At 74.4% G+C, this 23047-nt stretch carries 18 protein-coding genes; 10 read left to right on the plus strand and 8 right to left on the minus strand.

Annotation, left to right across the window (positions count from 1 at the left end; translation table 11 throughout):
• The first annotated feature begins 58 nt into the window (after positions 1–58).
• The 3 genes from O7613_RS17460 (at position 59) to O7613_RS17470 (ending at position 3407) form a co-directional block, all read left to right on the plus strand.
• On the plus strand, positions 59–1903 hold the full coding sequence (locus O7613_RS17460; protein WP_282289313.1) for a DUF2079 domain-containing protein: 1845 nt from the start codon (positions 59–61) through the stop codon (positions 1901–1903).
• Between the two features lie 68 nt (positions 1904–1971).
• Positions 1972–2613 (plus strand): lipoyl(octanoyl) transferase LipB, encoded by a 642-nt coding sequence (gene lipB / locus O7613_RS17465; protein WP_282289314.1) that lies wholly within the window; start codon positions 1972–1974, stop codon positions 2611–2613.
• 134 nt (positions 2614–2747) lie between these two features.
• Positions 2748–3407: a lytic polysaccharide monooxygenase gene (locus tag O7613_RS17470; protein WP_282289315.1), complete on the plus strand. Its 660-nt coding sequence runs from the start codon at positions 2748–2750 to the stop codon at positions 3405–3407.
• 51 nt (positions 3408–3458) lie between these two features.
• Here O7613_RS17470 and aspS read toward each other — a convergent pair whose 3' ends face one another.
• A complete protein-coding gene (gene aspS, locus O7613_RS17475) occupies positions 3459–4745 on the minus strand; it encodes an aspartate--tRNA(Asn) ligase (RefSeq protein WP_282289316.1) in 1287 nt (428 codons plus the stop codon).
• Positions 4746–5192: 447 nt separating this feature from the next.
• Here aspS and lipA point away from each other — a divergent pair, with 447 nt between their 5' ends.
• The 3 genes from lipA to O7613_RS17490 all read left to right on the plus strand — a co-directional run bounded on the left by lipA (position 5193) and on the right by O7613_RS17490 (position 8820).
• Complete coding sequence (lipA, locus tag O7613_RS17480) at positions 5193–6239, plus strand: lipoyl synthase (RefSeq protein ID WP_282289317.1); 1047 nt, start codon at positions 5193–5195, stop codon at positions 6237–6239.
• 60 nt (positions 6240–6299) lie between these two features.
• Positions 6300–8018 carry a DUF423 domain-containing protein gene (locus tag O7613_RS17485; protein WP_282289318.1) on the plus strand — a complete coding sequence of 573 codons (1719 nt, stop codon included), beginning with the start codon at positions 6300–6302 and terminating at the stop codon, positions 8016–8018.
• Between the two features lie 112 nt (positions 8019–8130).
• Entirely contained in the window at positions 8131–8820 is a 690-nt protein-coding gene (locus O7613_RS17490; RefSeq protein WP_281587333.1) for a DUF4191 domain-containing protein, read from the plus strand.
• 65 nt (positions 8821–8885) lie between these two features.
• On the opposite strand, the gene O7613_RS17495 is transcribed toward O7613_RS17490, so the two are convergent.
• Complete coding sequence (locus tag O7613_RS17495; protein WP_348775379.1) at positions 8886–9287, minus strand: RDD family protein; 402 nt, start codon at positions 9285–9287, stop codon at positions 8886–8888.
• A 193-nt stretch (positions 9288–9480) separates the two neighbouring features.
• Between O7613_RS17495 and glnA the strand changes: the two genes are divergently transcribed.
• Complete coding sequence (gene glnA, locus O7613_RS17500; RefSeq protein ID WP_281587332.1) at positions 9481–10905, plus strand: type I glutamate--ammonia ligase; 1425 nt, start codon at positions 9481–9483, stop codon at positions 10903–10905.
• Between the two features lie 105 nt (positions 10906–11010).
• Here glnA and mptB (O7613_RS17505) read toward each other — a convergent pair whose 3' ends face one another.
• The gene (mptB, locus tag O7613_RS17505) at positions 11011–12522 is read right to left on the minus strand and encodes a polyprenol phosphomannose-dependent alpha 1,6 mannosyltransferase MptB (RefSeq protein ID WP_282289319.1); all 1512 of its coding nucleotides are present in this window, start codon (positions 12520–12522) and stop codon (positions 11011–11013) included.
• 11 nt (positions 12523–12533) lie between these two features.
• The gene (gene mptB / locus O7613_RS17510; RefSeq protein WP_282289320.1) at positions 12534–13946 is read right to left on the minus strand and encodes a polyprenol phosphomannose-dependent alpha 1,6 mannosyltransferase MptB; all 1413 of its coding nucleotides are present in this window, start codon (positions 13944–13946) and stop codon (positions 12534–12536) included.
• 36 nt (positions 13947–13982) lie between these two features.
• Here mptB (O7613_RS17510) and O7613_RS17515 point away from each other — a divergent pair, with 36 nt between their 5' ends.
• Positions 13983–15872: a hypothetical protein gene (locus tag O7613_RS17515; RefSeq protein WP_282289321.1), complete on the plus strand. Its 1890-nt coding sequence runs from the start codon at positions 13983–13985 to the stop codon at positions 15870–15872.
• 63 nt (positions 15873–15935) lie between these two features.
• Here the strand turns inward: O7613_RS17515 and O7613_RS17520 are convergent, their stop codons facing one another.
• The gene (locus O7613_RS17520) at positions 15936–18959 is read right to left on the minus strand and encodes a bifunctional [glutamine synthetase] adenylyltransferase/[glutamine synthetase]-adenylyl-L-tyrosine phosphorylase (protein WP_281587330.1); all 3024 of its coding nucleotides are present in this window, start codon (positions 18957–18959) and stop codon (positions 15936–15938) included.
• 1 nt (position 18960) lies between these two features.
• Positions 18961–19728, minus strand: coding sequence for a type 1 glutamine amidotransferase (locus tag O7613_RS17525; RefSeq protein ID WP_282289322.1), 768 nt, complete (start codon positions 19726–19728; stop codon positions 18961–18963).
• 66 nt (positions 19729–19794) lie between these two features.
• On the opposite strand from O7613_RS17525, the gene O7613_RS17530 reads away from it, so the two are divergent.
• Positions 19795–20724, plus strand: coding sequence for an LD-carboxypeptidase (locus O7613_RS17530; protein WP_282289323.1), 930 nt, complete (start codon positions 19795–19797; stop codon positions 20722–20724).
• Positions 20725–20809: 85 nt separating this feature from the next.
• On the opposite strand, the gene O7613_RS17535 is transcribed toward O7613_RS17530, so the two are convergent.
• On the minus strand, positions 20810–21700 hold the full coding sequence (locus O7613_RS17535; RefSeq protein WP_282289324.1) for a virginiamycin B lyase: 891 nt from the start codon (positions 21698–21700) through the stop codon (positions 20810–20812).
• Between the two features lie 181 nt (positions 21701–21881).
• On the opposite strand from O7613_RS17535, the gene O7613_RS17540 reads away from it, so the two are divergent.
• The gene (locus tag O7613_RS17540) at positions 21882–22442 is read left to right on the plus strand and encodes a hypothetical protein (RefSeq protein WP_281587326.1); all 561 of its coding nucleotides are present in this window, start codon (positions 21882–21884) and stop codon (positions 22440–22442) included.
• 209 nt (positions 22443–22651) lie between these two features.
• Here O7613_RS17540 and O7613_RS17545 read toward each other — a convergent pair whose 3' ends face one another.
• Complete coding sequence (locus O7613_RS17545; RefSeq protein WP_282289325.1) at positions 22652–23023, minus strand: VOC family protein; 372 nt, start codon at positions 23021–23023, stop codon at positions 22652–22654.
• Positions 23024–23047 lie beyond the last annotated feature (24 nt).

Consider the following 23047-nt stretch of genomic DNA (forward strand, 5'->3'; position numbering starts at 1 on the left):
CGGTCACACATTCACCGTCCGGGCGGTGTGCCCGGGTCCGGTTGGTAACGTCCGCTGCGTGCCGTCCTCCCCGTCCCCGGTCACCGCCCCGCCGCCCGCCCGCACCGCCCGCGACCGGCGCGCCGACCTGCTGGTGACGCTCGCGGCGCTGGCGCTGGCGCTCTGGGTGACGAGCGGGATGTGGCGGGACCCGAACACCCGCACGATCACGGTCAACTCCAGCGACCAGGCGCTGTTCGAGTGGCTGCTCGCGTTCGGCGGGCACGCGCTCACCCACGGCGAGAATCCGTTCTTCACCCACCTGATCAACGTCCCGGACGGGGTGAACCTCGCGGTCAACACCTCGATCACCGTGTACGCGGCGGTCTTCGCGCCGCTGACGTACCTGGTCGGACCGCCCGTGACGTTCCTGGTCATCCTCACGCTCAACCTGGCCGCCACGGCGGTGGCCTGGTACTGGCTGCTCAGCCGGCACCTGGTCGGCAGCCGGCTGGCCGCCGGCGTGGGCGCGTTGTTCATCGGCTACTGCCCGGCCATGGTGTCGCACGCCAACGCGCACCTGAACTGGACCGCCGGCTGGCTGGTGCCGCTGCTCATCTGGGGCGTGTTCCGGCTGCGCCGGCCCGGCCGCGCGGTCACCGGCGGGATCGTGCTCGGCCTCCTGGTGGCGGTCGCCTTCTCGATCGCCGCCGAGGGGCTGTTCTTCACCGCCCTGGCGCTCGCCCTGTTCCTGCTGGTCCGGGCGGCGCACCCGGCCCGGTGGGCGGAGGCGCGGGCCGTGCTGCCCCGGATGCTGGCCGGGCTCGGGGTGACCGCGCTCGTGGCCGGCGTGCTGCTCGCGTACCCCCTCTGGTTGCACTTCGCCGGGCCGCAACGGTTCCACGGCACCGGCTTCGACCCGCTGATCCACTCCGAGGACGTCGCCGCGTACCTGTCGTACCCGCGCCGGTCGCTCGCCGGCTGGGCCGGGTTCGGCACCTCGCTGGCGCCCAACCCGACCGAGGAGAACTCGTTCTTCGGGGTGCCGCTGCTGCTGCTCGCGGTCGCCTGCTTCGTCCTGTTGTGGCGGCGCGCGGACCGGGCGTTCCGGGCCACCCTGCTCGCGCTCGGCGTGACGGCGGTGGTCTTCGCGGTGCTGTCCTGGGGGCCGACGGTCAAGTGGAACGGCCGACGCACCGACCAGTTGCTGCCGTTCGGGGTGCTGGACAACCTGCCGGTGGTCAACGCGGCGTTGCCGTCCCGACTGGCCCTGGTCGTCGCGCCGGTGATCGGCCTGCTGCTGGCGTACGCGATCGACACGCTGCGCGCCCCGACGCCCCGTCCGGACGAGCGTGCCCGGCCGGCCCGGCGGCGGGTGAGCGGCGCGGCCTGGGTGGTCGGCTTCGCCGTCGCGCTGCTGCCGTTGCTGCCCACCCCGCTGCTCACGAGCGTCCGCGAGCCCGTCCCTGAGTTCATCACCGGCGGGGCCTGGAAGCGCTACGTCCCGCCCGACGGGGTCCTCACCCCGCTGCCACTGACCGTCGACGTCTATCCGGACGGGCAGCGCTGGCAGGCGTACGCGCTGGCCCACCGGCAGGGTGAGTTCCGCATCCCGGCCGGCTTCTTCCTCGGCCCGGGCGGGCCGGACGGCCGGGGCCGGATCGGTCCGGTGCCGCGCACCTTCGACAGCCTGATGGACCAGGCCGGAAGCACCGGGCTGGTGCCGATCATCACCGCGGGCAGCATCGCGGAGTCCCGGGCCGACCTGCGCTACTGGGGGGTGCGGGCGGTGGTACTGGCCGACCGGGTGCACGGCGCCAAGTACGACGTCGACGAGGAGGCGTTGCGGCGCACCGCCACCGCCCTGCTCGGCCCGCCCGAACGGGTCGAGGACGTCTGGTTGTGGCGGGTGCCGGCGGCGTGACCGGCGCCGTGGCGGGCGCGACGAGTGTCACGGGTCGGTGGGCCGGGCGGCGGGACTACGCTTGCCGGGTGAGCGTGACGACTTCCGGGTTGACCACCGTCCGTGCCGGCCGGCTCGATTACCAGGCCGCCTGGGACGAGCAACGCCGGCTGCACGAGGCCGTGGTAACCGGCGAGCAGGGCGACACGGTGCTGCTGCTGGAGCACCCGAGCGTCTACACCGCCGGCAAGCGGACCGAGCCGTGGGACCGGCCGGTGGACGGCACCCCGGTGGTGGACGTGGACCGCGGCGGCAAGATCACCTGGCACGGTCCGGGGCAGCTCGTCGGCTACCCGATCGTGCGCCTGCCCGACCCGGTCGACGTGGTGGCGTACGTGCGCCGCACCGAGCAGTTGCTGATCGACGTCTGCGCCGAGTTCGGGCTGGCCGCCGGCCGGGTCGAGGGGCGCAGCGGCGTGTGGGTGCCGGAGGACGACCGGGGGCCGGCGCGCAAGGTGGCCGCCATCGGCATCCGGGTCGCCCGCGGTGTCACGCTGCACGGATTCTCTGTCAACTGCGACTGCGACCTGGGCTTCTTCGACCGGATCGTGCCATGCGGCATCCGCGACGCCGGGGTCACCTCGCTCACCGCCGAGTTGGGCCGGCCGGTCACCGTCGCCGACGTGCTGCCGGTCGTCGAGCGGCACCTGCCGACCCTGACCCGGATCTGACCCGCCTGACCTGCGCGAATCCACCTCAGTTCGGACAAAGACATAGACAATCATTGATATTTGGTGTCGCAAATGCGACGCTGGGTATGGAAGCGCTCCCACTCCCATCCTATGCGCCGAAGGAGGACGTAACCGTGCGTTCCCACCACCAATCCGGACGACCGCGATCAACCGTCCGCGCGCTGATCGTGGCGCTCGCCCTGCTGGCCGGCATCCTCGCCGTGCCCGGCGCGGCCCAGGCCCACGGCACGATCGTCAGCCCGGCCACCCGCGCCTACAAGTGCTGGCAGACCTGGGGCAGTCACCACACCGACCCGGCCATGCAGCAGCAGGACCCGATGTGTTGGCAGGCGTTCCAGGCCAACGCCGACACCATGTGGAACTGGATGAGCGCCCTACGCGACGGCCTCGGCGGGCAGTTCCAGGCCCGCACCCCCGACGGCCAACTGTGCAGCAACGCCCTGTCCCGCAACGACAGCCTGAACCGGCCCGGGGCGTGGAAGACCAGCAACATCGGCCGCAACTTCACCGTGCAGCTGTACGACCAGGCCAGCCACGGCGCCGACTACTTCAAGGTCTACGTGAGCAAGCAGGGGTTCAACCCGACCACCCAGACGCTGGGCTGGGGCAACCTCGACTACATCACGCAGACCGGTCGGTACGCGCCGTCGCAGAACATCAGCTTCAACGTCTCCACCTCCGGCTACACCGGACACCACATCCTCTTCGTCATCTGGCAGGCATCCCACCTCGACCAGGCGTACATGTGGTGCAGTGACGTGAACTTCACCTGATCCGACCGCGCGACTCCGGCCCGGGACACGCGTGTCCCGGGCCGGACCGCTTCAAGGGGTGAGGCGGTGCAGGTCGCGCGGGAACGCGGTCACCTCCCGGACGTTCGCCGCGCCGGTCAACCGGGCCACGAACCGCTCCAGGCCGATCGCGAACCCGCCGTGCGGCGGCATCCCGTGCCGGAACGCATCCACATACCCGGCGTACGGCTCCACCGCCTCACCCCGCGCCGCCAGGGCCGCCAGGTAGTCGGCGTACCGGTGCAGCCGCTGCCCGCCGGTGACCAGCTCCATTCCCCGGAACAGCAGGTCAAAGCCGTTGGAGTACGCCGGGCGAGCCGGGTCCGGGTGGGTGTAGAAGGGCCGTTTCGTCATCGGGTACCCGGTGACGAACAGGAAGTCGCTGCCGTGCTCGGCTCGGGCCCACTCCCCCAGCGCCCGCTCGTGCGCCGGCGCCAGGTCGGGTTCGTCGGCCGGCGCCCCGGCGATCGTCAGCGCGTCGATGAAGTGCACCGCCGGGATCTCGGCCGGCACCTCCGGCACGGTCACGCCGAGCGTGTCGAGCGCGCCGCCGGCCCGGTCCACGACGCTCGCGAGCATCCCGGCGAGGGTGTCCCGCAGCACCGCCATCACCTCCCGGTGGTCGGTCACGAAGCCCAGTTCGACGTCGAGCGAGGTGTACTGGGCCAGGTGCCGGACCGTGTCGTGCGGCTCGGCGCGGAACACCGGCCCCACCTCGTACACCCGCTCGAAGACCCCCACCATGAGCTGCTTGTAGAACTGCGGCGACTGGGCCAGGAAGGCGGGGCGGCCGAACCAGTCCAGCGCGAAGACGTTCGCGCCGCTCTCGGTGGACGAGCCGACCACCTTCGGCGTGTGCACCTCGACGAAACGCTGCCGGTCGAGCGTGGCGCGGAACCCGGCCACGGCCGCCGCCGAGATCCGCAGCGCGGCGGACCGGGTCGGGTGGCGCAACGCGGTCGGCGCGTGGTCGAGCTGGGTGGGCAGGCTCGCGGTGAGCACCGGCCGGTACAGGTCGAACGGCGGCGGTACGGCGGGCGGGCCGAGCGGTCGTACCGTCGGCTCGACGACCTCGACCCCGGCGGGCGCGGTGGGGTTCGCGACCACCGTGCCGACCACCTCGACGACGGTCTCCTCGGTGAGCGCCTCGACCTGCGCGCGCACGTCGGGCGCGGCGACCACCACCTGGGCGAGCCCGGCGGCGTCCCGGACGATCAGGAACGCCACCGCCTTGAGCAGCCGGCGGCGGTGGACCCAGCCGGCGAGTTGGACGGTCGCGCCGACGTGGGCGGGGAGCTGGGAGGACAGGATGCGTTGCATGGTGGTTACCTCCTTGGTCAATCGCAACGCCTTCGCCGCCCTCGGGCGGCGAAGCATCGCCTCAGCCCCGGGAGGTGTGGGCGAGCGGGTCCTCGCGGTGCCACCACACCTTCGCCCCCGCCGGAGCGGGAGCCTCTTTCGTCGCCTTTTCACCGGGGCCAGCCGGGCGGGCTCTACTGGGCGCGGGTGTTAATAGGGGGCCCCGCCTCTACCAAAGGCGTTAAGAAGGGGCCCCGCCTTACCCACACGCGCTGTTCTTCCCGCAGCTCGGGAGGGTCTTCGCGGGCCGGCGCCAGACCGCCTCGCAGCAACCGGCGGCTCTCTGCGCTGGCGGGTCGGTCCGCTACTCGGCTCCGTCGCAGCTCTGCCGGGCACGCTAGCACCGCGACCGCCGCGTGTGACGCCGGTTTTTTGGCTGGTCGTGTCCGGTGTCACAACGTTTCCGGGGTGACGGCGGTCGCCCGACGTTCATCGACCGCCGCCGACCGGCGTAGGCTCGATTTTGTGACGATCGAGCATTCCGCGCCGACGACTCAGCAGCCGGCGCCCACCGCGACAGTCGCTCCGGAGGGGCGGCGCATGCTGCGGATCGAGGCGCGCAACGCCGAGACGCCGATCGAGCGCAAACCGCCGTGGATCAAGGTCAAGGCCAAGATGGGCCCGGAATACACCGAGTTGCGCGGGCTGGTCTCGCGCGAGGGCCTGCACACGGTCTGCCAGGAGGCCGGCTGCCCCAACATCTACGAGTGTTGGGAGGACCGCGAGGCCACCTTCCTCATCGGCGGTGACCAGTGCACCCGGCGTTGTGACTTCTGCCAGATCGACACCGGCAAGCCGGCCGAGTTCGACGCCGACGAGCCGCGCCGGGTCGCCGAGTCGGTGGCCGCGATGGGCCTGCGCTACGCGACCATCACCGGCGTGGCCCGCGACGACCTGCCCGACGGCGGCGCCTGGCTCTACGCCGAGACGGTCCGGCAGATCCACGCCCTGCGCTCCGGTTGCGGCGTCGAGCTGCTGATCCCCGACTTCAACGCGGTGCCCGAGCAGCTCGCCGAGGTCTTCGGCGCGCGACCCGAGGTACTGGCGCACAACGTGGAGACCGTGCCGCGCATCTTCAAGCGGATCCGCCCGGCGTTCCGCTACGAGCGGTCCCTCGACGTGATCCGCCAGGCCCGCGCCGACGGCCTGGTCACCAAGAGCAACCTCATCCTCGGCATGGGCGAGGAGCGCGCCGAGGTTTCCCAGGCGCTGCGCGACCTGCACTCCGCCGGCTGCGAGCTGATCACCATCACGCAGTACCTGCGCCCCTCCCCCCGGCACCACCCGGTCACCCGCTGGGTCAAGCCGGAGGAGTTCGTCGAGCTGCGCGAGGAGGCCGAGGAGATCGGCTTCGCCGGCGTGATGAGCGGCCCGCTGGTCCGCTCGTCCTACCGCGCCGGCCGTCTCTACCAGGCGGCGCTCACCGCCCGCGAGCAGGTCGCCGTCGCCGGCTGAGGCCGGCGTCCGACCGCGTCGCCCGCCGCCGGCCACCCGCCGGATGCCATGATCCCAGGCATGACCGCCGGGGTACGCGAGGAGCCACGCGAGGCCGAGCGCCCGCGTACGCCCCGGCGTCCCCGGCTGCCGACGCTGCTGGCCCTGCTCGTCGGGTCCGCCGGGATCGCCTACCGGCTGGCGCTGCTGCTCGCCGACGCGCCGCCGAGCAACAGCGACGAGGCAACCATGGGGCTGGCCGCCCTGCACATCGCCCGGGGTGTCGACTTCCCGGTCTGGTTCTACGGCCAGGCCTACATGGGCACGCTCGAGGCGTACCTGGCCGCGCCGTTGATCGCGGTCACCGGGCCGTCCGTGCTCGCGCTGCGGCTGCCCACCCTGGCCCTGTACGCGCTCTTCCTGCTGCTGTCCTGGCGGCTCACCCGCCGGCTCGGCGGCGACCGCTGGTACGCCCTGCTCGTCGTCGCCGTGCTCGCGCTGGGCGCGGACCGGGTGGTGAAGAACCAGCTCATCGCCGGCGGCGGCTATCCCGAGCTGAACCCGGCCGGGGCGGCGCTGTCGCTGCTCACGGTCGGGCTGTGCACCGGCGGACCGGGCGCGCGGCTGCCCCGCTGGGCGGCGTGGGGGCTGGTCGCCGGCGTGCTGCTCTGGGTGGACCCGCTGATCCTGCCGTACGTGCTGACGCTCGGCGCGCTGCTGGTGGCGTGGCGGCGGCGGGAGCTGGCCGGGCGGGCCGGGGCGGTGCTGGCCGGCGCGCTGCTGCTGGGCATGGCCCCGATGGTGCTCGACAATCTCCGGCACGGCCGCAACCCGCTCACCGCGGTGCTCGCGGCGAGCGGCTCGGGGGCGGCGGCGGGGTGGGCCGATCGGTTGCACGGCGGTCTGGTCATCGGCCCGCCGCTGGCCATGGGCTTCTGCTCGCCGGGGCACTGCGCCCCGTGGCAACTGTGGTGGGCGCTCGCCTTCCCCGTCCTGCTGCTGCTCGCCGGGCTGGCCGCGTGGCGGGTGCTGCGTCGGGTCGGTCCGCCTGCCTTGCCCGCGAACCGTCGGGCCGGTCCGGCGGCCGACCGGGTGTCGGCGGGGGTGCGGTTGGCGCTGCTCGTCGGCGCGGCGACGGTGCTGGCGGCGTACGCGTCGAGCAACGCGGCCGGGCGCACGCCGGCCGAGAGTGGCCGCTACCTGTCCTGCCTCGCGGTCGCCGTCCCCGCCCTGCTCTGGCCGCTGTGGCAGGCCGCCCGCCCGCTCGCCGCCCGACTCGCCCTCCGGCCCGGCAGGCGACGCCAGCTCGGCGAGGTGGCGGTATCGGACCAGTCGGGACACCGCCACTTCGCCGAACCGGAGTCGATCAAGGCGACGGCAGTCGGGGTGGGGGCGGCCCTGGTGCTGGCGGGGGTGCTCGGGACCGGGACGGCCGCCACGGTGGACGTGATCCGGGCGGCGCCGGCCGTGCACGCCGAGGCCGACCGGCACCGGGCGCTCGTCGACACGCTCGGCGCGCTCGGCGTCCAGCACGTGCGGGGCGGCTACTGGACGTGCAACCGGCTCACGTTCGCCACCGGTGAGGACGTGGTCTGCGCGGTGGTGGACGACCACCTGCGCCCCGGTTTCGACCGGCTGCCGGCGTACCGGCAAGAGGTGGCCGCGGACCCGGACGCGGCCTGGGTGGCCCCGGACGGCTCACCGCTGGCCGCGACGCTGGATCGGCGGCTCGGCCCCGAACCGGGCGCGCTCGACGTGGTCACGGTGGCCGGCTGGCGGATCTACCTGCCCCGCCGCTGAGCGGGCCGGAACGCCGGGCGCGGGTGCGGCGCGGGAGGAGCGGGCCGGGTGCGGCGCGGGAAGAGGCAGCCACGGATCAACGGGTTGAGCGCCGACCACTAGACTCTGCGGCATGGCAAAGCCCCAGGAGAAGGTCTCGTTCGGCCAGCGGCTGAAGCAGATCGGGATGGTGTTCAAGTTCACCGCCAAGCAGGACAAGTGGTTCGCGCCGCTGGCCGCGGCGGCGGTGCTGATCCCGCTCGCGCTCACCGTGGTCGCGGTGATCGCCTGGGGCTGGATCTGGCTGCCGGTCGGCATCCTGCTCGCGCTGCTCGCCCTGCTGGTCGTGCTCAACCTACGGTCCAACAAGGCGATGATGAACGCCGCCGAGGGGCAGCCGGGCGCGGCGGCGCAGATCATGGAGAGCATGCGCGGCGACTGGCGGGTCACCCCGGCGGTCAGCTCCACCACCCAGATGGACATGATCCACCTGGTGCTGGGCCGCGCCGGCGTGATCCTGCTGGCCGAGGGCAACCCGCAGCGGGTGCGGGGCCTGCTCGGGCAGGAGAAGCGCCGGCTGGCCAAGGTGATCGGCTCGGCCCCGCTGCACGACTACGTGATCGGCCAGGGCGAGGGTGAGCTGCCGGTCCGCAAGCTGCGGATGACCGTGATGCGGCTGCCCCGCACGCTCTCCCCGAAGGACGTGAACGCCCTCGACAAGCGGCTCAAGGCGTTGACCGCGCGACCGCAGATGCCCAAGGGCGCGGTGCCGAAGAACATGCGGCCACCGCGCGGCGCGTTCCGGCAGACGCGGGGGCGCTGACTCTCGGCGTACGCGGAAGAAGGAGCCGGTCCCCCGCGGAGCCGGCTCCTTTGCCGTCGGGTGGATCAGCGGCGGGGCGCGTCGGTGACGACCGCGCCGGTGAGCCGGTCGTGCAGGCCGCGCCGGTGCTGGTCCATGATCAGGGCGGGTACGACGAGGGCGAGCAGGAGCCCGCGCAGCAGTGCCCGGGCGAGCCCGATCCGGCCGCCGTCGGCCCAGGCCACGCAGCGCAGCCGGGTCAGGTACATGCCGGGGGTCTGGGCGAAGAGGCCGAGGAAGAAGCCGTACTCCAGGATCAGCACCAGGACCGGCGGCCAGCCGTCGCGGGCCGGGTCGGCGAAGGACCCAGCGACCAGCAGGCAGAGCACCCAGTCGATGACGAGCGCGCCGAAGCGGCGGCCGAGGCCGGGAGGCGTGAAGGCGGGATCGGTGGCGGGCGGCACCGGTGCGGCGGCGGTATCGGTCACAGCGGCCAGGGTAACGCCGCCTCCGCACTCACCGAAAAATCCGACAATACACCCGAATGCCATTAGACGGTACGGGCGCTGACGCTCCGCGAGCGACGTAACACGGCGGAAACAGGGGGGACACCCCCGGGCAACCGGCCGGCCATAGCGTCGCCAAAAGTCAGCCACCGGAGTGGACCTGCCAGGAGGACGTGTGTTCGCCAATCCCGAGGAACTCCTGCGATACCTCAAGAACGAGGACGTGAAGTTCGTCGACGTACGTTTCTGTGACCTGCCCGGCGTGATGCAGCACTTCAACCTGCCGGTCGAGTCCTTCGACGACAGCGTCTTCACCGACGGCCTCGCGTTCGACGGCTCGTCGATCCGCGGCTTCCAGGCCATCCACGAGTCGGACATGCTCCTGCTCCCGGACGTGGCCACCGCCTTCATCGACCCGTTCCGCGCGCAGAAGACCCTCGCGCTGAACTTCTTCATCCACGACCCGTTCACCCGCGAGGCATACTCGCGCGACCCCCGCAACGTGGCGAAGAAGGCCGAGGCGTACCTCGCCGCCAGCGGCATCGCGGACACCGCCTACTTCGGCGCGGAGGCGGAGTTCTACATCTTCGACTCCATCCGCCACGAGACCTCGGCCAACCAGTCGTTCTACTACATCGACTCGATCGAGGGCGCCTGGAACACCGGCCGCGAGGAAGAGGGCGGCAACCGCGGCTACAAGACCGCGTACAAGGGCGGCTACTTCCCGGTCCCGCCGGTCGACCACTACGCCGACCTGCGCGACTCGATCGTGCGCCGGCTCGTCGACTCCGGCTTCACGGTGGAGCGCTCGCACCACGAGGTCGGCACCGCCGGCCAGGCGGAGATCAACTACAAGTTCTCCACCCTGCTGCACGCCGGCGACCAGCTCCAGCTCTTCAAGTACATCGTGAAGAACGAGGCGTGGGCCAACGGCAAGACCGCCACGTTCATGCCCAAGCCGCTCTTCGGTGACAACGGCTCCGGCATGCACACCCACCAGAGCCTCTGGCTGAACGGCGAGCCGCTGTTCTACGACGAGACCGGCTACGCCGGCCTCTCCGACACCGCCCGCTGGTACATCGGCGGCCTCCTGCACCACGCCCCGTCACTGCTCGCCTTCACCAACCCCACGATCAACTCCTACCGGCGACTCGTGCCGGGCTTCGAGGCGCCGGTCAACCTGGTCTACTCCCAGCGCAACCGCTCCGCCTGCACCCGCATCCCGGTCACCGGCAGCAACCCCAAGGCCAAGCGCGTCGAGTTCCGCGTCCCGGACCCGTCGGCCAACGTCTACCTCGCCTTCTCCGCGATGATGATGGCCGGCCTCGACGGCATCAAGAGCAAGATCGAGCCCCCGGCCCCGATCGACAAGGACCTCTACGACCTGCCCCCGGAGGAGTGGGGCGACGTCAAGCAGGTCCCCGGCTCGCTGCCGGCCGTGCTCGACTCGCTCGAGGCCGACCACGACTACCTGCTCGACGGCGGCGTGTTCACGCCGGACCTGATCTCCACCTGGATCGACTGGAAGCGGGCCAACGAGGTCGACCCGGTGCGCCTGCGCCCGACCCCGCACGAGTTCGCCATGTACTACGACTGCTGAGCACGCTCGTCAGCACCGGCCGGGCCGGCTCCGCGATGGCGGGGCCGGCCCGGCCGTTTCCCCGGGCGTTCGTCGCCCGCCGATTCGCCCGCCGGGTCGGGCGGGTCAGCGGGTGGCGGGCCGGCGGCGCAGCCCGGCCCGGACGCCGGCCGCCAGGACGGTCACCACAAGCACGGTCATCAGCACCGCGCCGGGCGCCTTGGTGAACCGGGCCAGGTTGGTGCCGTCCGGCAACGTGAGCCCCGACGCCACCGCGCAGGGCGCCACGAACCAGACCGTCCGGGCCAACGACGCCACCGCCACCGCGAGCAGGGCGAGCGGCCAGATCGCGTACCAGGGATGGAAGACCGGGGCGAGCAGCACGGTGGCGGCGAGCGCCAGGCCGGCGCCGAGCAGCGCCACCCGGGTCCGGGCCGTCTCCTCCAGCCGGGCCGCCTCCAGCCGGGCCGCCTCCGGACCGGGGTCGTCGCGCCGGCGCAGCGCCGTCCACGCCCGCCACCAGAGCACGACGAGCGCCCCCGCCAGCAGCACCAGCCCGACCGCCCGGGTCACCGGCACCGCGTGCGGGTGGCGGCCGGCCAGCCCACCGGCGTAGTCCACCACGAAGCCGACAGCGGTCGGCGGCGACGTCCACTGCTGGGAGTCGGCGCTGTGGCCGAGGCCGCCCACCCAGCCCAACCCGAGACCGGTGGCGAGCGAGACGACGAGCAACGTGCCGAGCACCACCACGGCCAGCCGGCCACCGTCGCGCACCAGGGCCCGCCAGGTGTGGCGGCCGGACACGGCGGCGAGCGCCGCGAACGGGAGCACCACCACGGCGGTCGCCTTCACCGCGACCGCCAGGCCCAGCAGCACCCCGGCCACCAGCAGCGCGCGGAGCCGGCCCGGCCGCCCGCACAGGACCAGCAGCCCGGCCAGGATCAGGCCGAGCGCCAGCGCGTCGTTGTGCGCGCCGGCCACCAGGTGCACGCCGACAAGCGGGCACGCAAGCACCAGCCACACCGCCCGCCGGGCCGGCACCCCGGCGGCCCGGGCCAGGCCGGGCAGGCAGTACGCGACGAGCAGCACCCCGGCCACCGCGACCACCCGGAGCAGCACGATCGCCCCGACCAGGCCACCACCGGCGAGCACCGCCAAGCCGGCCAGCAGGACGAAGAACGGCCCGTACGGCGCCGGGGTGTCCCGCCAGATCGGCGACACCGAGTCGGTCCACGGGCAGCCGGCCGCGGCGACCCCCACCCGGTACGGGCTGGCACCCTCCGTCCAGGTCCAGCCCTGGCAGACGTACGAGTAGACGTCGCGGCTGCCAAGCGGCGGCGCGGCCAGCAGCGGCAGCACCCAGAGCCCGGCGGTCAGGTACGCCCACCGGCTCGACGGGGCGCCCCAGCGCAGCGACCACCAGGCGCCCACCAGCAGCACCGTCCCCACCAGCCAGCAGCCGAACGTCGCCGGCCCGTGCGGGGCCTGCCAGAGACCGGCGAGCGTGGTCCGGGGCGGGGCGCCGGGCCGTGCCCCGCCAAGCCAGCCGGCGGCGGTGAGCAGCGCGGCCCCGGCGAGACCGGCATACCGGGCGAGGTCGGCGGCGACCGGTCGGACCGGTGCGTCGGGCTCGCCCACCGGCACACTCCTCAGTCCGCCCCCACCGGCTCCCGCACCTTGCGAGCCGACCGTACCAACCGGACGACCAGCACGATCACGAACAGCGTCATCAGCGGCGCGCCGGGCATCTTGGTGAAGCGGGGCAGACCGGTCCCGTCGGCGAGCACCAGGAACGCCGACACCAGGGTGACGATCGAGAACCAGCCGGTCCGGCGGGCGGTCGCGGCGAGCACGGCCAGCGGCCAGAGCCAGTACCACGGGTGGAACAGCGGCGCGAGCGCGACCGTGGCGACAAGCGCCAGCGCCGCGTGCCAGAACGGCTCGCCCCGACGCCACGCCCGGAACCAGAGCCAGACCAGCAGCACGACAAGCACCACCATGCCGATCGCCCGGGTCGCCGGCAGCGCGTCGACGTGCACCCCGAACGGCGCCAGCAGATAGCCGACGGTCTGCCCGACCGCGGTCGGCGGCGAGGTCCAGGCCACCACCAGCCCGCCCTGCTCCAGCCCGCTGATGAAGCCGAGGCCCAGACCAGCGGCCAGGGTGACGGCGGCAAGCGCGGCCAACGCGCCGCCGACCACCCACCCGCCGTCGCGGACCAGCGCCCGGATCCGGTACGGCCCGACGACCGCGGCCAGCGCCGCGAACGGCACCACCACAAGCGCGGTGACCTTGATGCCGGCGGCCAGGCCGAGCAGCAGCCCACCGGCGAGCAGCGGACCCGGCCGGCCCGGTCGGGACGCCACCACGGCCAGCCCGGCGACGAGCAGGCCGACCATCATCGCGTCGTTGTGCGCCCCGGAGGCCAGGTGCACCGGCACCAGCGGGCTGGCCAGCGCCAGCCAGAGCGCCCGCTGCGGCGGCACCCCGCAGCGGCGGGCCAGCGCCGGCAGCGCCCAGGCGGTCAGCGCCACCCCGGCCAGGGCGAGCACCCGGAACAGCGCGACAGCGCCCCACAGCGACCCGGTGGCCTTGACCACCGCGCCGGCGAGCAGCACGAACAACGGCCCGTACGGCGCCGGGGTGTCCCGCCAGATGTACGAGATGGTGTCCAGCCACGGGCAGGGCAGCGCGGACACGCCCTGCTCGTACGGGTTGATCCCGCCCGAGAAGCTGGCACCCTGACAGGCGTACGCGTACACGTCCCGGCTACCGAGCGGCGGGGCGACGAGCATCGGCAGCAGCCAGATCGCGACCGTGACGAGCACCCACCGGCTGGACGGGATCCGGTCCCGCAGCGACCACCACGCCCAGGCCAGCAGCGCTGTGCCGACCAGCCACAACGCGATGATCAGCGGCCCGTCCGGGCCCTGCCAGATACTGACCGGGGTGGGGCGCAGCTCGGCGTCGGGCAGGGCGCCGCCGAGGTACGCGGCCACGGCGAGCAGCACCGAGCCCGCCAGGCCGGTCCAGCGCGAGAGGTGGTGAGACACATTCGCCATGCTGCCAGTACGGTGGTCCGCGATCAGGAGGTGGGCATGCGGGGCGGTCGGGTGGTGGCGATCTCCGCCGCGTCGGCGCTCGTCCTCGCCGCGCTGTACCTGATCTTGCCGGCCACCGGCTCGGACCTGTCCGCCCAGGTCGCCCGCGCCGGTTTCTTCGCCGCGCACGGGCCGGCGCTGGTCGACCTGCGCTGGTACGGCGGGGTGCACCCGTGGGGCTACAGCCTCGTCTCCCCGCCGCTGATGGCGCTGCTCGGGGTACGCCCCACCGGCGCGCTCGCGCTGCTCGCCTCGGCCACCGCGTTCGCGGCGCTGCTGGTCCGCGTACGGGTGCCCCGGCCCCTGCTCGGCAGCCTGGTCGGGGCGGTCACGATCGCCGGCAACCTGGTCTCCGGTCGGGTCACCTACGCCCTCGGCGTCGCGTTCGGCCTGGCCGCGCTGCTCGCCCTCACCCTGCGCGCCCGCACGACGCGGGCCGGGGCGGTCGGCGCGACCGATCCACTGTCCGCCGGCGCGACCGATCCACTGTCCGCCGGCCCGACCGGCCCGACCGGCCCGACCGGTCCGAGGGGCCCGCTGTCCGCCGGCCCGACCGGCCCGCTGTCCGCCGGCCCGACCGGCCCGCTGTCCGCCGGCCCGACCGGCCCGCTGTCCGCCGGCCCGACCGGCCCGCTGCGGGCCGGGGCGGTCGGCGTGGCCGCGCTGCTCGCCTCGGCGGCCAGTCCGGTGGCCGGGCTGTTCGTCGGGCTCGTCGGCGTCGCGCTGCTGCTCACCCGCCGATGGGCCGACGGCCTGCTGCTCGCCGTGCCGGCCGCCGCGCCCCTCGCCGTGACCGGACTGCTGTTCGGCGAGGGCGGTTGGATGAACATCAGCCGGGCCGACACGGTCCACGCCGTGGTGACGAGCCTGCTGGTGGCGGCGCTCGTGGCGTACCGGTCGGTGCGGGTGGGCGCGCTGCTCTCGGCGGTCGGCGTGCTGGCGGCGGCGCTGCTGCCCACCCCGGTCGGCTTGAACGCCACCCGCCTGGTGGTGATGTTCGCGCTGCCGGTGCTGGCCGCCGCCGCGACGCCTCCCGCATGGCTGGACGCCGCCCGACTCCGCGCCGCCCGGCTCGCGGGTGCCCGGACCGCGGATGGCCGGACCGGCGCTGACCGGACCGTAGATGGCCGGGCGGATTCCCGGATCGGCGCTGGCCAGACCGCGAATGGCCGGATCGCGGGACGGTTTCCGCGGGGCCTCGGGGTGGTCACGCTGGCCGCGCTGCTGGCGGTGGTGTGCTGGTGGCAGCCGCCGGTGGTCACGGCGGACGTGCGCAGCGCCGGCGATCCGACGGCCGACCCGGCGTACTTCGCGCCGCTGCGCGCGGAGCTGGGCCGGCGCGGGCTCACCGGGCGGGTGGAGGTGCCGCCGACCCGTAACTACTGGGAGGCGGCCCGCCTCGGCGAGGTGCCGCTGGCCCGGGGCTGGCTGCGGCAGGCCGACATCGACCGCAATCCGCTGTTCTTCACCACCGTGCCCGGCGCGCCCGGCACCGGCGTCCCGCTGACGGCCGACAGCTACCGGGCCTGGCTGTCCGACAACGCGGTGCAGTACGTCGCCGTACCCGACGCCGAGCTGTCCTGGGTGGGGCGACCGGAGGCGGAGCTGGTGGCCGCCGGTCAGCCGTACCTGACCGAGGTCTGGTCGGACCGGCACTGGCGGCTGTACGCGGTCGCCGCGCCCACCCCGCTTGTCGGCGCCCCCGGCGAGCTGGTCCGGCAGGACGGCGCCTCGGTGACGTTCCGCGCGTCCGCCCCCGGCCGGGTCCCGATCCGGGTCCGCCACGACCGCTGGCTGACCGTCACCGGCGACGCCACACTCTCCCCCGACGGCGACTGGCTCACCGTCACGGTCCCCCGCCCCGGCACCTACACCCTCTCCAGCTGACCGCCCCGGCGGTGTTAAGCGGGGGCCCCTGCTATACGGCAGGCGTTAAGCGGGGCCCCCGCCTTACAGGGGGGCTTCGAGGATGCGCTGGACGACGGTGCGGGAGTGGCGGGCGGTGCGCAGATAGTCGTCGAGGAACTCGCCCGGGTCCTCGTGGCCGAGCAGGCGCACCACGCCGGCCAGCTCCACCCCGTGCCGGGGCAGTTGGTCACCGGCCCGGCCCCGCACCAGCATCAGCGCGTCGCGGACCTGGGCGGCGAGCGTCCAGCCGGCGGCCAGCTCGGCCGCGTCCTCCGGGTCGAGCAGGCCGGCGGCCCGGGCGGCGGCCAGGACGTCGAGGGTACGGGTGCCGCGCAGCGCGGGCAGCCGGCCGGCGTGCCGGAGCTGGAGGAGCTGCACCGCCCACTCCACGTCGGCGAGCCCGCCCCGGCCCAGCTTGGTGTGGGTGGCCGGGTCGGCGCCCCGGGGCAGCCGCTCGGTCTCCACCCGCGCCTTGATCCGGCGGATCTCCACCACCTGCTCGCGGGTCAGCCCGTCGGCCGGGTAGCGCACCGGGGCGATCATCTCCTCGAACTCGGCGCCCAGCTCGGCGTCGCCGCAGACGAACCGGGCCCGCAGCAGCGCCTGCGCCTCCCACACCCGCGACCAGCGCGCGTAGTACTGGGCGTACGCGGCCAGGCTGCGGACGAGCGGCCCCTGCCGGCCCTCCGGTCGCAGGTCGGCGTCGACGCCGAGCGGCGGGTCGGGGGCGGGCGCGGAGAGCAGCCGGCGCAACTCCTCGGCGATCGCGTGCGCGGCGGCACTCGCCGCGCTCTCCTCCACCCCGGGCGGCGGGTCGTAGACGAAGAGCACGTCGGCGTCGGAGAGGTAGTTCGACTCGTACCCGCCGAGGCGGCCCATGCCGATCACGGCGAAGCGCAGCCCCGGCGGGCCGGGCTGGGCGGCCCGGGCGGCGCGCAGCGCGGCGGTCAGGGTGGCGTCGGTGACGTGGGAGAGGGCGGTGCCGACCGCGCTCACGTCCACCATGGTGGGCCGGCGTTCCCCGCCGCCGGTCGGGCGCGGGGTGAGCGGGGCGAGCGACCCGGCCCGGCTGAGCACGTCGGCGGCGGCGATCCGGACCAGTTCCCGGCGGCGCAGCGCGCGGACCGCGCGGGTGGCCTCGACCGGGTCGTCGTGCCGGGCCGCGGCGGCGACGAACCCCTCGACGAGCGTCTCCCGGGGGCGAGGGGTCAGCTCGCTGTCCTCGGCCAGCAGCCGCAGCGCCTCGGGCTCGCGGGCCAGCAGGTCGGCGGCGTAGCGGGAGGAGGAGAGCACCCGGGCCAACCGGCGGGCCACCGGGCCGGAGTCGCGCAGCAGGCGCAGGTACCACGGGGTGCTGCCGAGCTTGTCGGAGACCTGCCGGTAGTTGAGCAGCCCGCGGTCCGGCTCGGGGGCGTCGGCGAACTCGTCGAGCAGCACCGGCAGCAGCGTGCGCTGGATCGCGGCGGTGCGGCTGACGCCGCCGGTGAGCGCCTGGAGGTGGCGCAGCGCCCCGGCCGGGTCGGCGAAGCCGAGCACCTCCAGGCGGTGCCGGGCGGCCTGCGGGGTGAGCCGCAGCCCTTCGGCCGGCACCCGGGCCACCGATTCCAGCAGCGGCCGGTAGAGCAGTTTGGCGTGCAGCCGGCGTACCTCGGCGGCGTGGGTGACCCACTCGGCGCGGAACTCCTCCACGGCGCTGCGGCCCGGGGTGGCCACGTAGCCGAGCGCGGCGGCGAGCCACCGCAGCGCGGCCGGCTCGGTCGGCACGGTGTGGGTGCGGCGCAGGGCCTGGAGCTGGAGCCGGTGCTCGACGGCGCGCAGGAAGCGGTAGCCGCGCAGGAGCGCCTCGCCGTCGGCCCGGCCGACGTAGCCGCCGGCGACCAGGGCGCGCAGCGCCGGCACGGTGCCCGCTACGCGCAGCGACTCGTCGCCGCGGCCGTGCACGAGCTGGAGCAGTTGGACGGCGAACTCGATGTCGCGCAGCCCGCCCGGCCCGCGTTTGATCTCGCGTTCCAGCTCCTTCGGCGGGACGTTGTCGAGGATCTTGCGGCGCATGGACCGGACGTCCTCGACCGCCTCCGGCCGCTCGGCCGCGGTCCAGACCAGCGGGGCGAGCGCGTCGACCCACTCCCGGGCCACCTCCGGGTCGCCGGCGGCCGGGCGGGCCTTGAGCAGCGCCTGGAACTCCCAGGTGCGGGCCCAGCGTCGGTAGTAGGCGAGGTGGCTGGCGAGCGTCCGGACCAGCGGGCCCCGGTTGCCCTCCGGACGCAGCGCGGCGTCGACCGGCCAGGCGACCAGCCCGCAGACACCGATCAGCCGGGTGGCGACCTGGGTGGCGGCGGTCAGGTCGTCGTCACCGGCGGCGACGAAGATGACGTCCACGTCGGATACGTAGTTGAGTTCGTCGCCACCGCACTTGCCCATCGCCACCACCGCCAGCCGGGGCGGCACCGTCCCCTCGGGCAGTTCGTCGACGGCGATGTCGTAGGCGGTGGCCATGGTGGCGTCGGCGAGCCGGGACAGCGCCGCCATGGTCTGCTCCAGGCCACGCCCGCCGGTCAGGTCGGCCGCCGCGATCCGCAGCAACGCCAAGCGGTACGCGTGTCGCAGCAGCGGGACCGCGCCGGTGAGCGTGGTCAGCTTGGCGGCGGCGGTCAGGTCGAGCCGGCCGTCCGCGGTCGGGGCGAGCCCGTCCGGTTCGGTGGCCAGCACCGCCCACTGCCCGGGGTTCGCCACCAGGTGGTCGCCGAGCGCCGAGGAGGCGCCGAGCACCGCGATCAGGCGGCGGCGCAGGCCGGGGTCGCCGGCCAGGGCGTCGCGGACCGCGGTCTCGTCACCGAACCGCCGCTCGGCCTCGACGAGCCGGTGCAGCTGGCGCAGCGCCAGGTCCGGGTCGGCGGCCCGGGACAGCGCGGTGAGCAGCTCGGCGGCCCGGTCGTCGGCCGGTTCCTGGGTGTCCGGCCGCCACAGGCCGAGCCCGTCCGGGCCGAGCAGGTCGACCGCGCGCGCCCCGCCGGCACCCTCGGCGAAACCGTAGCGGGCCAGGCGCCCGCGGGCCGGCCGGGTCACCTCAGGCCCCGAGCAGCGGCAGGCTGCGGCGCGGGTTGTCGTCGCCGAGTTCGCCGAGCGCGAGCGCGGCGAACCGGATCGCGAACGGTTGCCATGCCTCCTCGACGTCGGCCATCGCCCGGTCGCACGCGGCCACCACCAGCTCCGGGTCGTAGCCCAGCTCGGCCAGCATCGTCGAGTCGCGGGACCAGTCGGCGACCATCGCGGTGTCGCACTCGATGTGGAACTGGAGCCCCCACGCCCGGTCGCCGAGGCGGAACGCCTGGTGCGGGTGGCGGGTGGACGCGGCCAGCAGCGTCGCGCCGTGCGGCAACTCGGTGATCTCGTCGGCGTGCCACTGGAGCACGTCGGGCATCAGCGGCACGTAGCGGAACAGCGGGTCGGTCTCGGCGGCGTCGCGCCGGCCCACCACGGTCGGCCCGACCTCCGGCCCGGACGGGCTGCGTTCGACCTGGCCGGCGTGCGCGGTGGCGAGCAGCTGCGCGCCCAGGCAGATGGCCAGCGTGGGCACCCGCCGGCGGACCGCCTTGCGCAGCAGCCCCTCCACCGCCGGGAACCAGGGCGCGCCGGGGCTGCCGTCGGCCAGCGGGTGGGCCTGCTGTTCGCCGCCGAGCACCACGAGCGCGGCGTACCCCTCCAGGTCGGCAGGGAGCGCGTCACCCGCGTGCGGGCGCAGGACGCGCAGCTCCAGACCCCCCTCGGTGAGCCACTCCCCCAGGCGGCGGAGGTCGTCGGTCGGGTCGTTCTCGATCACCAGCGCGGTCGCCACGACGTCGAGGCTAGCCGGTACGCCCGAACGCGGGCGGCGCGGCTCGACGGCACTAGGCTCGCGGACGTGCCCACCGACGACTGCCTGCGCCCACCGGCCCTGCGTCCCGGGGACGCGGTGATGCTGGTGTCGCCCTCCGGGCCGACCCGTCCCGAGCGGGTGGCCCGCGGCATGGAGCTGCTCACCGGTTGGGGCTTGCGCCCGGTGCCCGCGCCGAACGCGTACGCCCGGCGGGGTTTTCTGGCCGGCGACGACGCGCAGCGGGCCGACGACCTGAACCTCGCGTTCGCCGACCCGGAGATCCGCGGCGTGATCTGCACCCGGGGCGGGTACGGCGCGCAGCGGGTGGTCGACGCGATCGACATGACGGCGGTACGCCGTGACCCGAAGGTGGTGGCCGGCTTCTCCGACATCACCGCGTTGCAGTTCGCGCTCTGGCGGGGCGCACGGCTGGCCGGGGTGCACGGTCCGGGCGCCGCCTGGCGGGACGAGCGCACCCCGCTCCGCTCGGCGGAGTCGCTGCACGCCGCGCTGACGACCACCGCGCCGGTGACGGTGGCGGCGGTCGAGGCGGAGGAGACGTACCCGGTACGGGTGCCCGGCCGGGCCGAGGGCCGGCTGCTCGGCGGCAACCTGTGCCTGATCACCGCGTCGATCGGCACCTCGGACATGCCCGACCTGACCGGGGCGATCCTGCTGGTGGAGGAGGTGCAGGAGCCGCCCTACAAGGTCGACCGGATGCTGACCCACATGCGTCGCTGCGGCGCCCTGGCCGGCGTGGCCGGGGTGGCGGTCGGCCAGTTCACCGAGTGCGCCGACGGCTGGGACACCACGGTGGTCGACGTGCTCACCGACCGCTTGGGCGACCTCGGCGTCCCGGTCCTGGGCGGCCTCCCGATCGGCCACGGCCCATCTCAGCTCACCGTCCCGGTGAACACCCCCGCCGTCCTGGACACCACCGCAGCCACCCTGACGGTAACCCCCGCCGTCCGCTGACACCCCTGCTTCCGCCGGCCGTCGATCATGAAGTTAGCGGCGGTTGTGGATCTCTACGCCGCCGCCAACTTCATGATCACCGAGGTCAGGCGGGTGGGGTGAGGTGGGCTACCGCGCCGGTTTCCAGGGCGGTCCAGATTGCGCCGTCCGGGGTGACCGTGAGGCCGTGGGGTTCGGACGCGGGGGTGGGCAGGGGGTGGTGGGTGAACGTGCCGTCCGGGGTGACGTGGGCGATGCGGTTCGCGGCCCACTCGGTGAACCAGCAGCCGCCGGCCGGGTCGGCGACGATGGCGTGCGGGCGGGCCGTCCGGTCCGGCAGTGGGAACTCGTCGACGCGCCCGTCCGGGGTGATCCGGCCGACCTGTCCGGCGGCGATCTCGACGAACCAGAGCGCCCCGTCGCCGCCGCGCGTGATACCGACCGGCCCGGCGGCCTCGGTCGGCAGCGGATGCAGCGTCACGGAGCCGTCCAGGTCGACCCGGGCGATCGCGTTCGCCTGGTTGAGCGTGAGCCAGAGCGCGTCGTCCGGCCCGGCGGTCAGCATCGACGGGAAGCCCTTGGCGACCGGCAGCGGGAACGTGCGGACCTCCCCGTCCACGGTGACCCGGCCGACCGTGTCGTCGCCCATGCCGGCGTACCAGAGCGCGCCGTCCGGGCCGGCGACCAGGCCGCACGGGGCGCAGCCGGGCAGGAGCGCCACCGAGTCGGCCCGGCCGTCGACGGTGATCCGGCCGAGCCGGTGGTCGCCGGAGCGGGTGTACCAGAGCGCGCCGTCCGGGCCGGTGGTGATGATCAGAGGCCGGCTCTCCGGCGGGTCGGTGCGGTAGGTCCGCACCTCACCGTCGAGCCCCAGTCGGGCGACGCCGCCGGAGCCGGCCAACGTCAGCCAGAGCGCGCCGTCCGGACCGACCGTGATCGAGTACGGGCCGGAGCCCGGCCCGGTGAGCGCGACCTCGCGGATGACGGGCTGTGTCATGGAGTGACCTCTCGTCGGGAATCCGCCCAGCCTTCCCACCGTCGCGGTGAGCGCGCAACCACATTTGTCCCGGTCCCGGGCGCCAACTGCCAGCTCGCTGACAGGTTCACCACGGGTTCCCTCCAGCTCCGGCGGTCACTGTCGGTGACGTCATCGCACCACCACCGCGAAGGAGACCCGCATGATCCGCACGACACGGAAGCGCCTGCTGGTCGGCCTGGCCGCCGCCGGAGTGCTCGGCGTCGGGATCGCCGCCCCGACGGTGGCGCTCGCCGACGACAACAGCCCGAGCCCCGCTCCGAGCGCCAGCACCGACAACCGCGCCGACCACCGCGCCGACCGGCAGTCCGAGTTCGCCGACGCGCTCGCCAAGGAGTTGGGCGTGCCGGCCGACAAGGTCACCGCCGCGCTGGAGAAGCTGCGCGAGCAGCGCCAGGCCGACCGCCCGGAGCGGCAGGCCGACCGTCCGGAGCGGCCGAAGCCGCCGTCGACGGAGGACCGGCAGGCCGCCCTGAAGGAGCGGCTGGACCAGGCCGTCAAGGACGGCAAGCTGACCCAGGAGCAGGCCGACGCCGTGCTGAAGGCCGCCGAGGCCGGCGTGTTCCCCGGCCCGGCCGGGATGCCGGGCGGTCCCGGCGGGAAGCCCGGCGCCGGCCACCGCGGCTGGCACGGTCAGGACGGCGAGACCGGCCAGAACGGCACGAGCGGCTCGGACGGGGAGGCCGGCACGGCCGGCGCGTGACCTGGGTGGCCCCGCCACCCCTCGCCGGCCTCATTCCCTCCTGGCCGGCCCGGCGGGGCCACCCTCGCTGGTAAGGCGGGGCCCCCGCTTAACGCATTCGGTATAGGCGGGGCCCCCGCTTAACAACCCGGCGCGCGACGGATCAGCGGGGCTGGGGTTCGGGTGCGGTTGTTATCGTCTGGGCGACCACAACCGCACCCGAAGCGCGCTCAGCCCCCGGCCGGCGGGGTGAAGACGCCGAGCAGGTTGCCGGACGGGTCACGCAGCCGGGCATGGGTCAGACCGGTCGGGGTGGTCACCGGCGACGCCACCACCGTGCCGCCGGCCTTCTCCGCCTGCCGGCAGCTCTCCGCCACGTCCACCACCTGGGCGTAGAAGATCGCGTAGTTGTCGGCGCCGGAGTCGGTACCCCGGATCGCGCCGCCGATCCCCCGCGCACCGCCGGCGTCGGTCTGCCGGTACGACCCGCCCGGGCCGGCCTGCTCCTCGAAGCTCCAGCCGAACAGCTCGGCGTAGAAGCGCTGCGCCTCGTCCGGCCGGTCGGAGCCGATCTCGAACCAGGTCACGGGGGTGCTGGACATGCTGCCTCCTCGCTGCGCCGGCCG

This window comes from Micromonospora sp. WMMD975, assembly GCF_029581215.1.
Classification (GTDB): Bacteria; Actinomycetota; Actinomycetes; order Mycobacteriales; family Micromonosporaceae; genus Micromonospora.

What these genes read in the sequence shown, in the direction of transcription:
- aspS (WP_282289316.1), bottom strand. Translation starts at nt 4,745, where the DNA reads ATGCAACGCATCCTGTCCTCCCAGCTCCCCGCCCACGTCGGCGCGACC.
- O7613_RS17485 (WP_282289318.1), top strand. Translation starts at nt 6,300, where the DNA reads ATGACCGCCGGGGTACGCGAGGAGCCACGCGAGGCCGAGCGCCCGCGT.
- O7613_RS17490 (WP_281587333.1), top strand. Translation starts at nt 8,131, where the DNA reads ATGGCAAAGCCCCAGGAGAAGGTCTCGTTCGGCCAGCGGCTGAAGCAG.
- mptB (WP_282289320.1), bottom strand. Translation starts at nt 13,946, where the DNA reads ATGGCGAATGTGTCTCACCACCTCTCGCGCTGGACCGGCCTGGCGGGC.
- O7613_RS17515 (WP_282289321.1), top strand. Translation starts at nt 13,983, where the DNA reads ATGCGGGGCGGTCGGGTGGTGGCGATCTCCGCCGCGTCGGCGCTCGTC.
- O7613_RS17535 (WP_282289324.1), bottom strand. Translation starts at nt 21,700, where the DNA reads ATGACACAGCCCGTCATCCGCGAGGTCGCGCTCACCGGGCCGGGCTCC.
- O7613_RS17540 (WP_281587326.1), top strand. Translation starts at nt 21,882, where the DNA reads ATGATCCGCACGACACGGAAGCGCCTGCTGGTCGGCCTGGCCGCCGCC.
- O7613_RS17545 (WP_282289325.1), bottom strand. Translation starts at nt 23,023, where the DNA reads ATGTCCAGCACCCCCGTGACCTGGTTCGAGATCGGCTCCGACCGGCCG.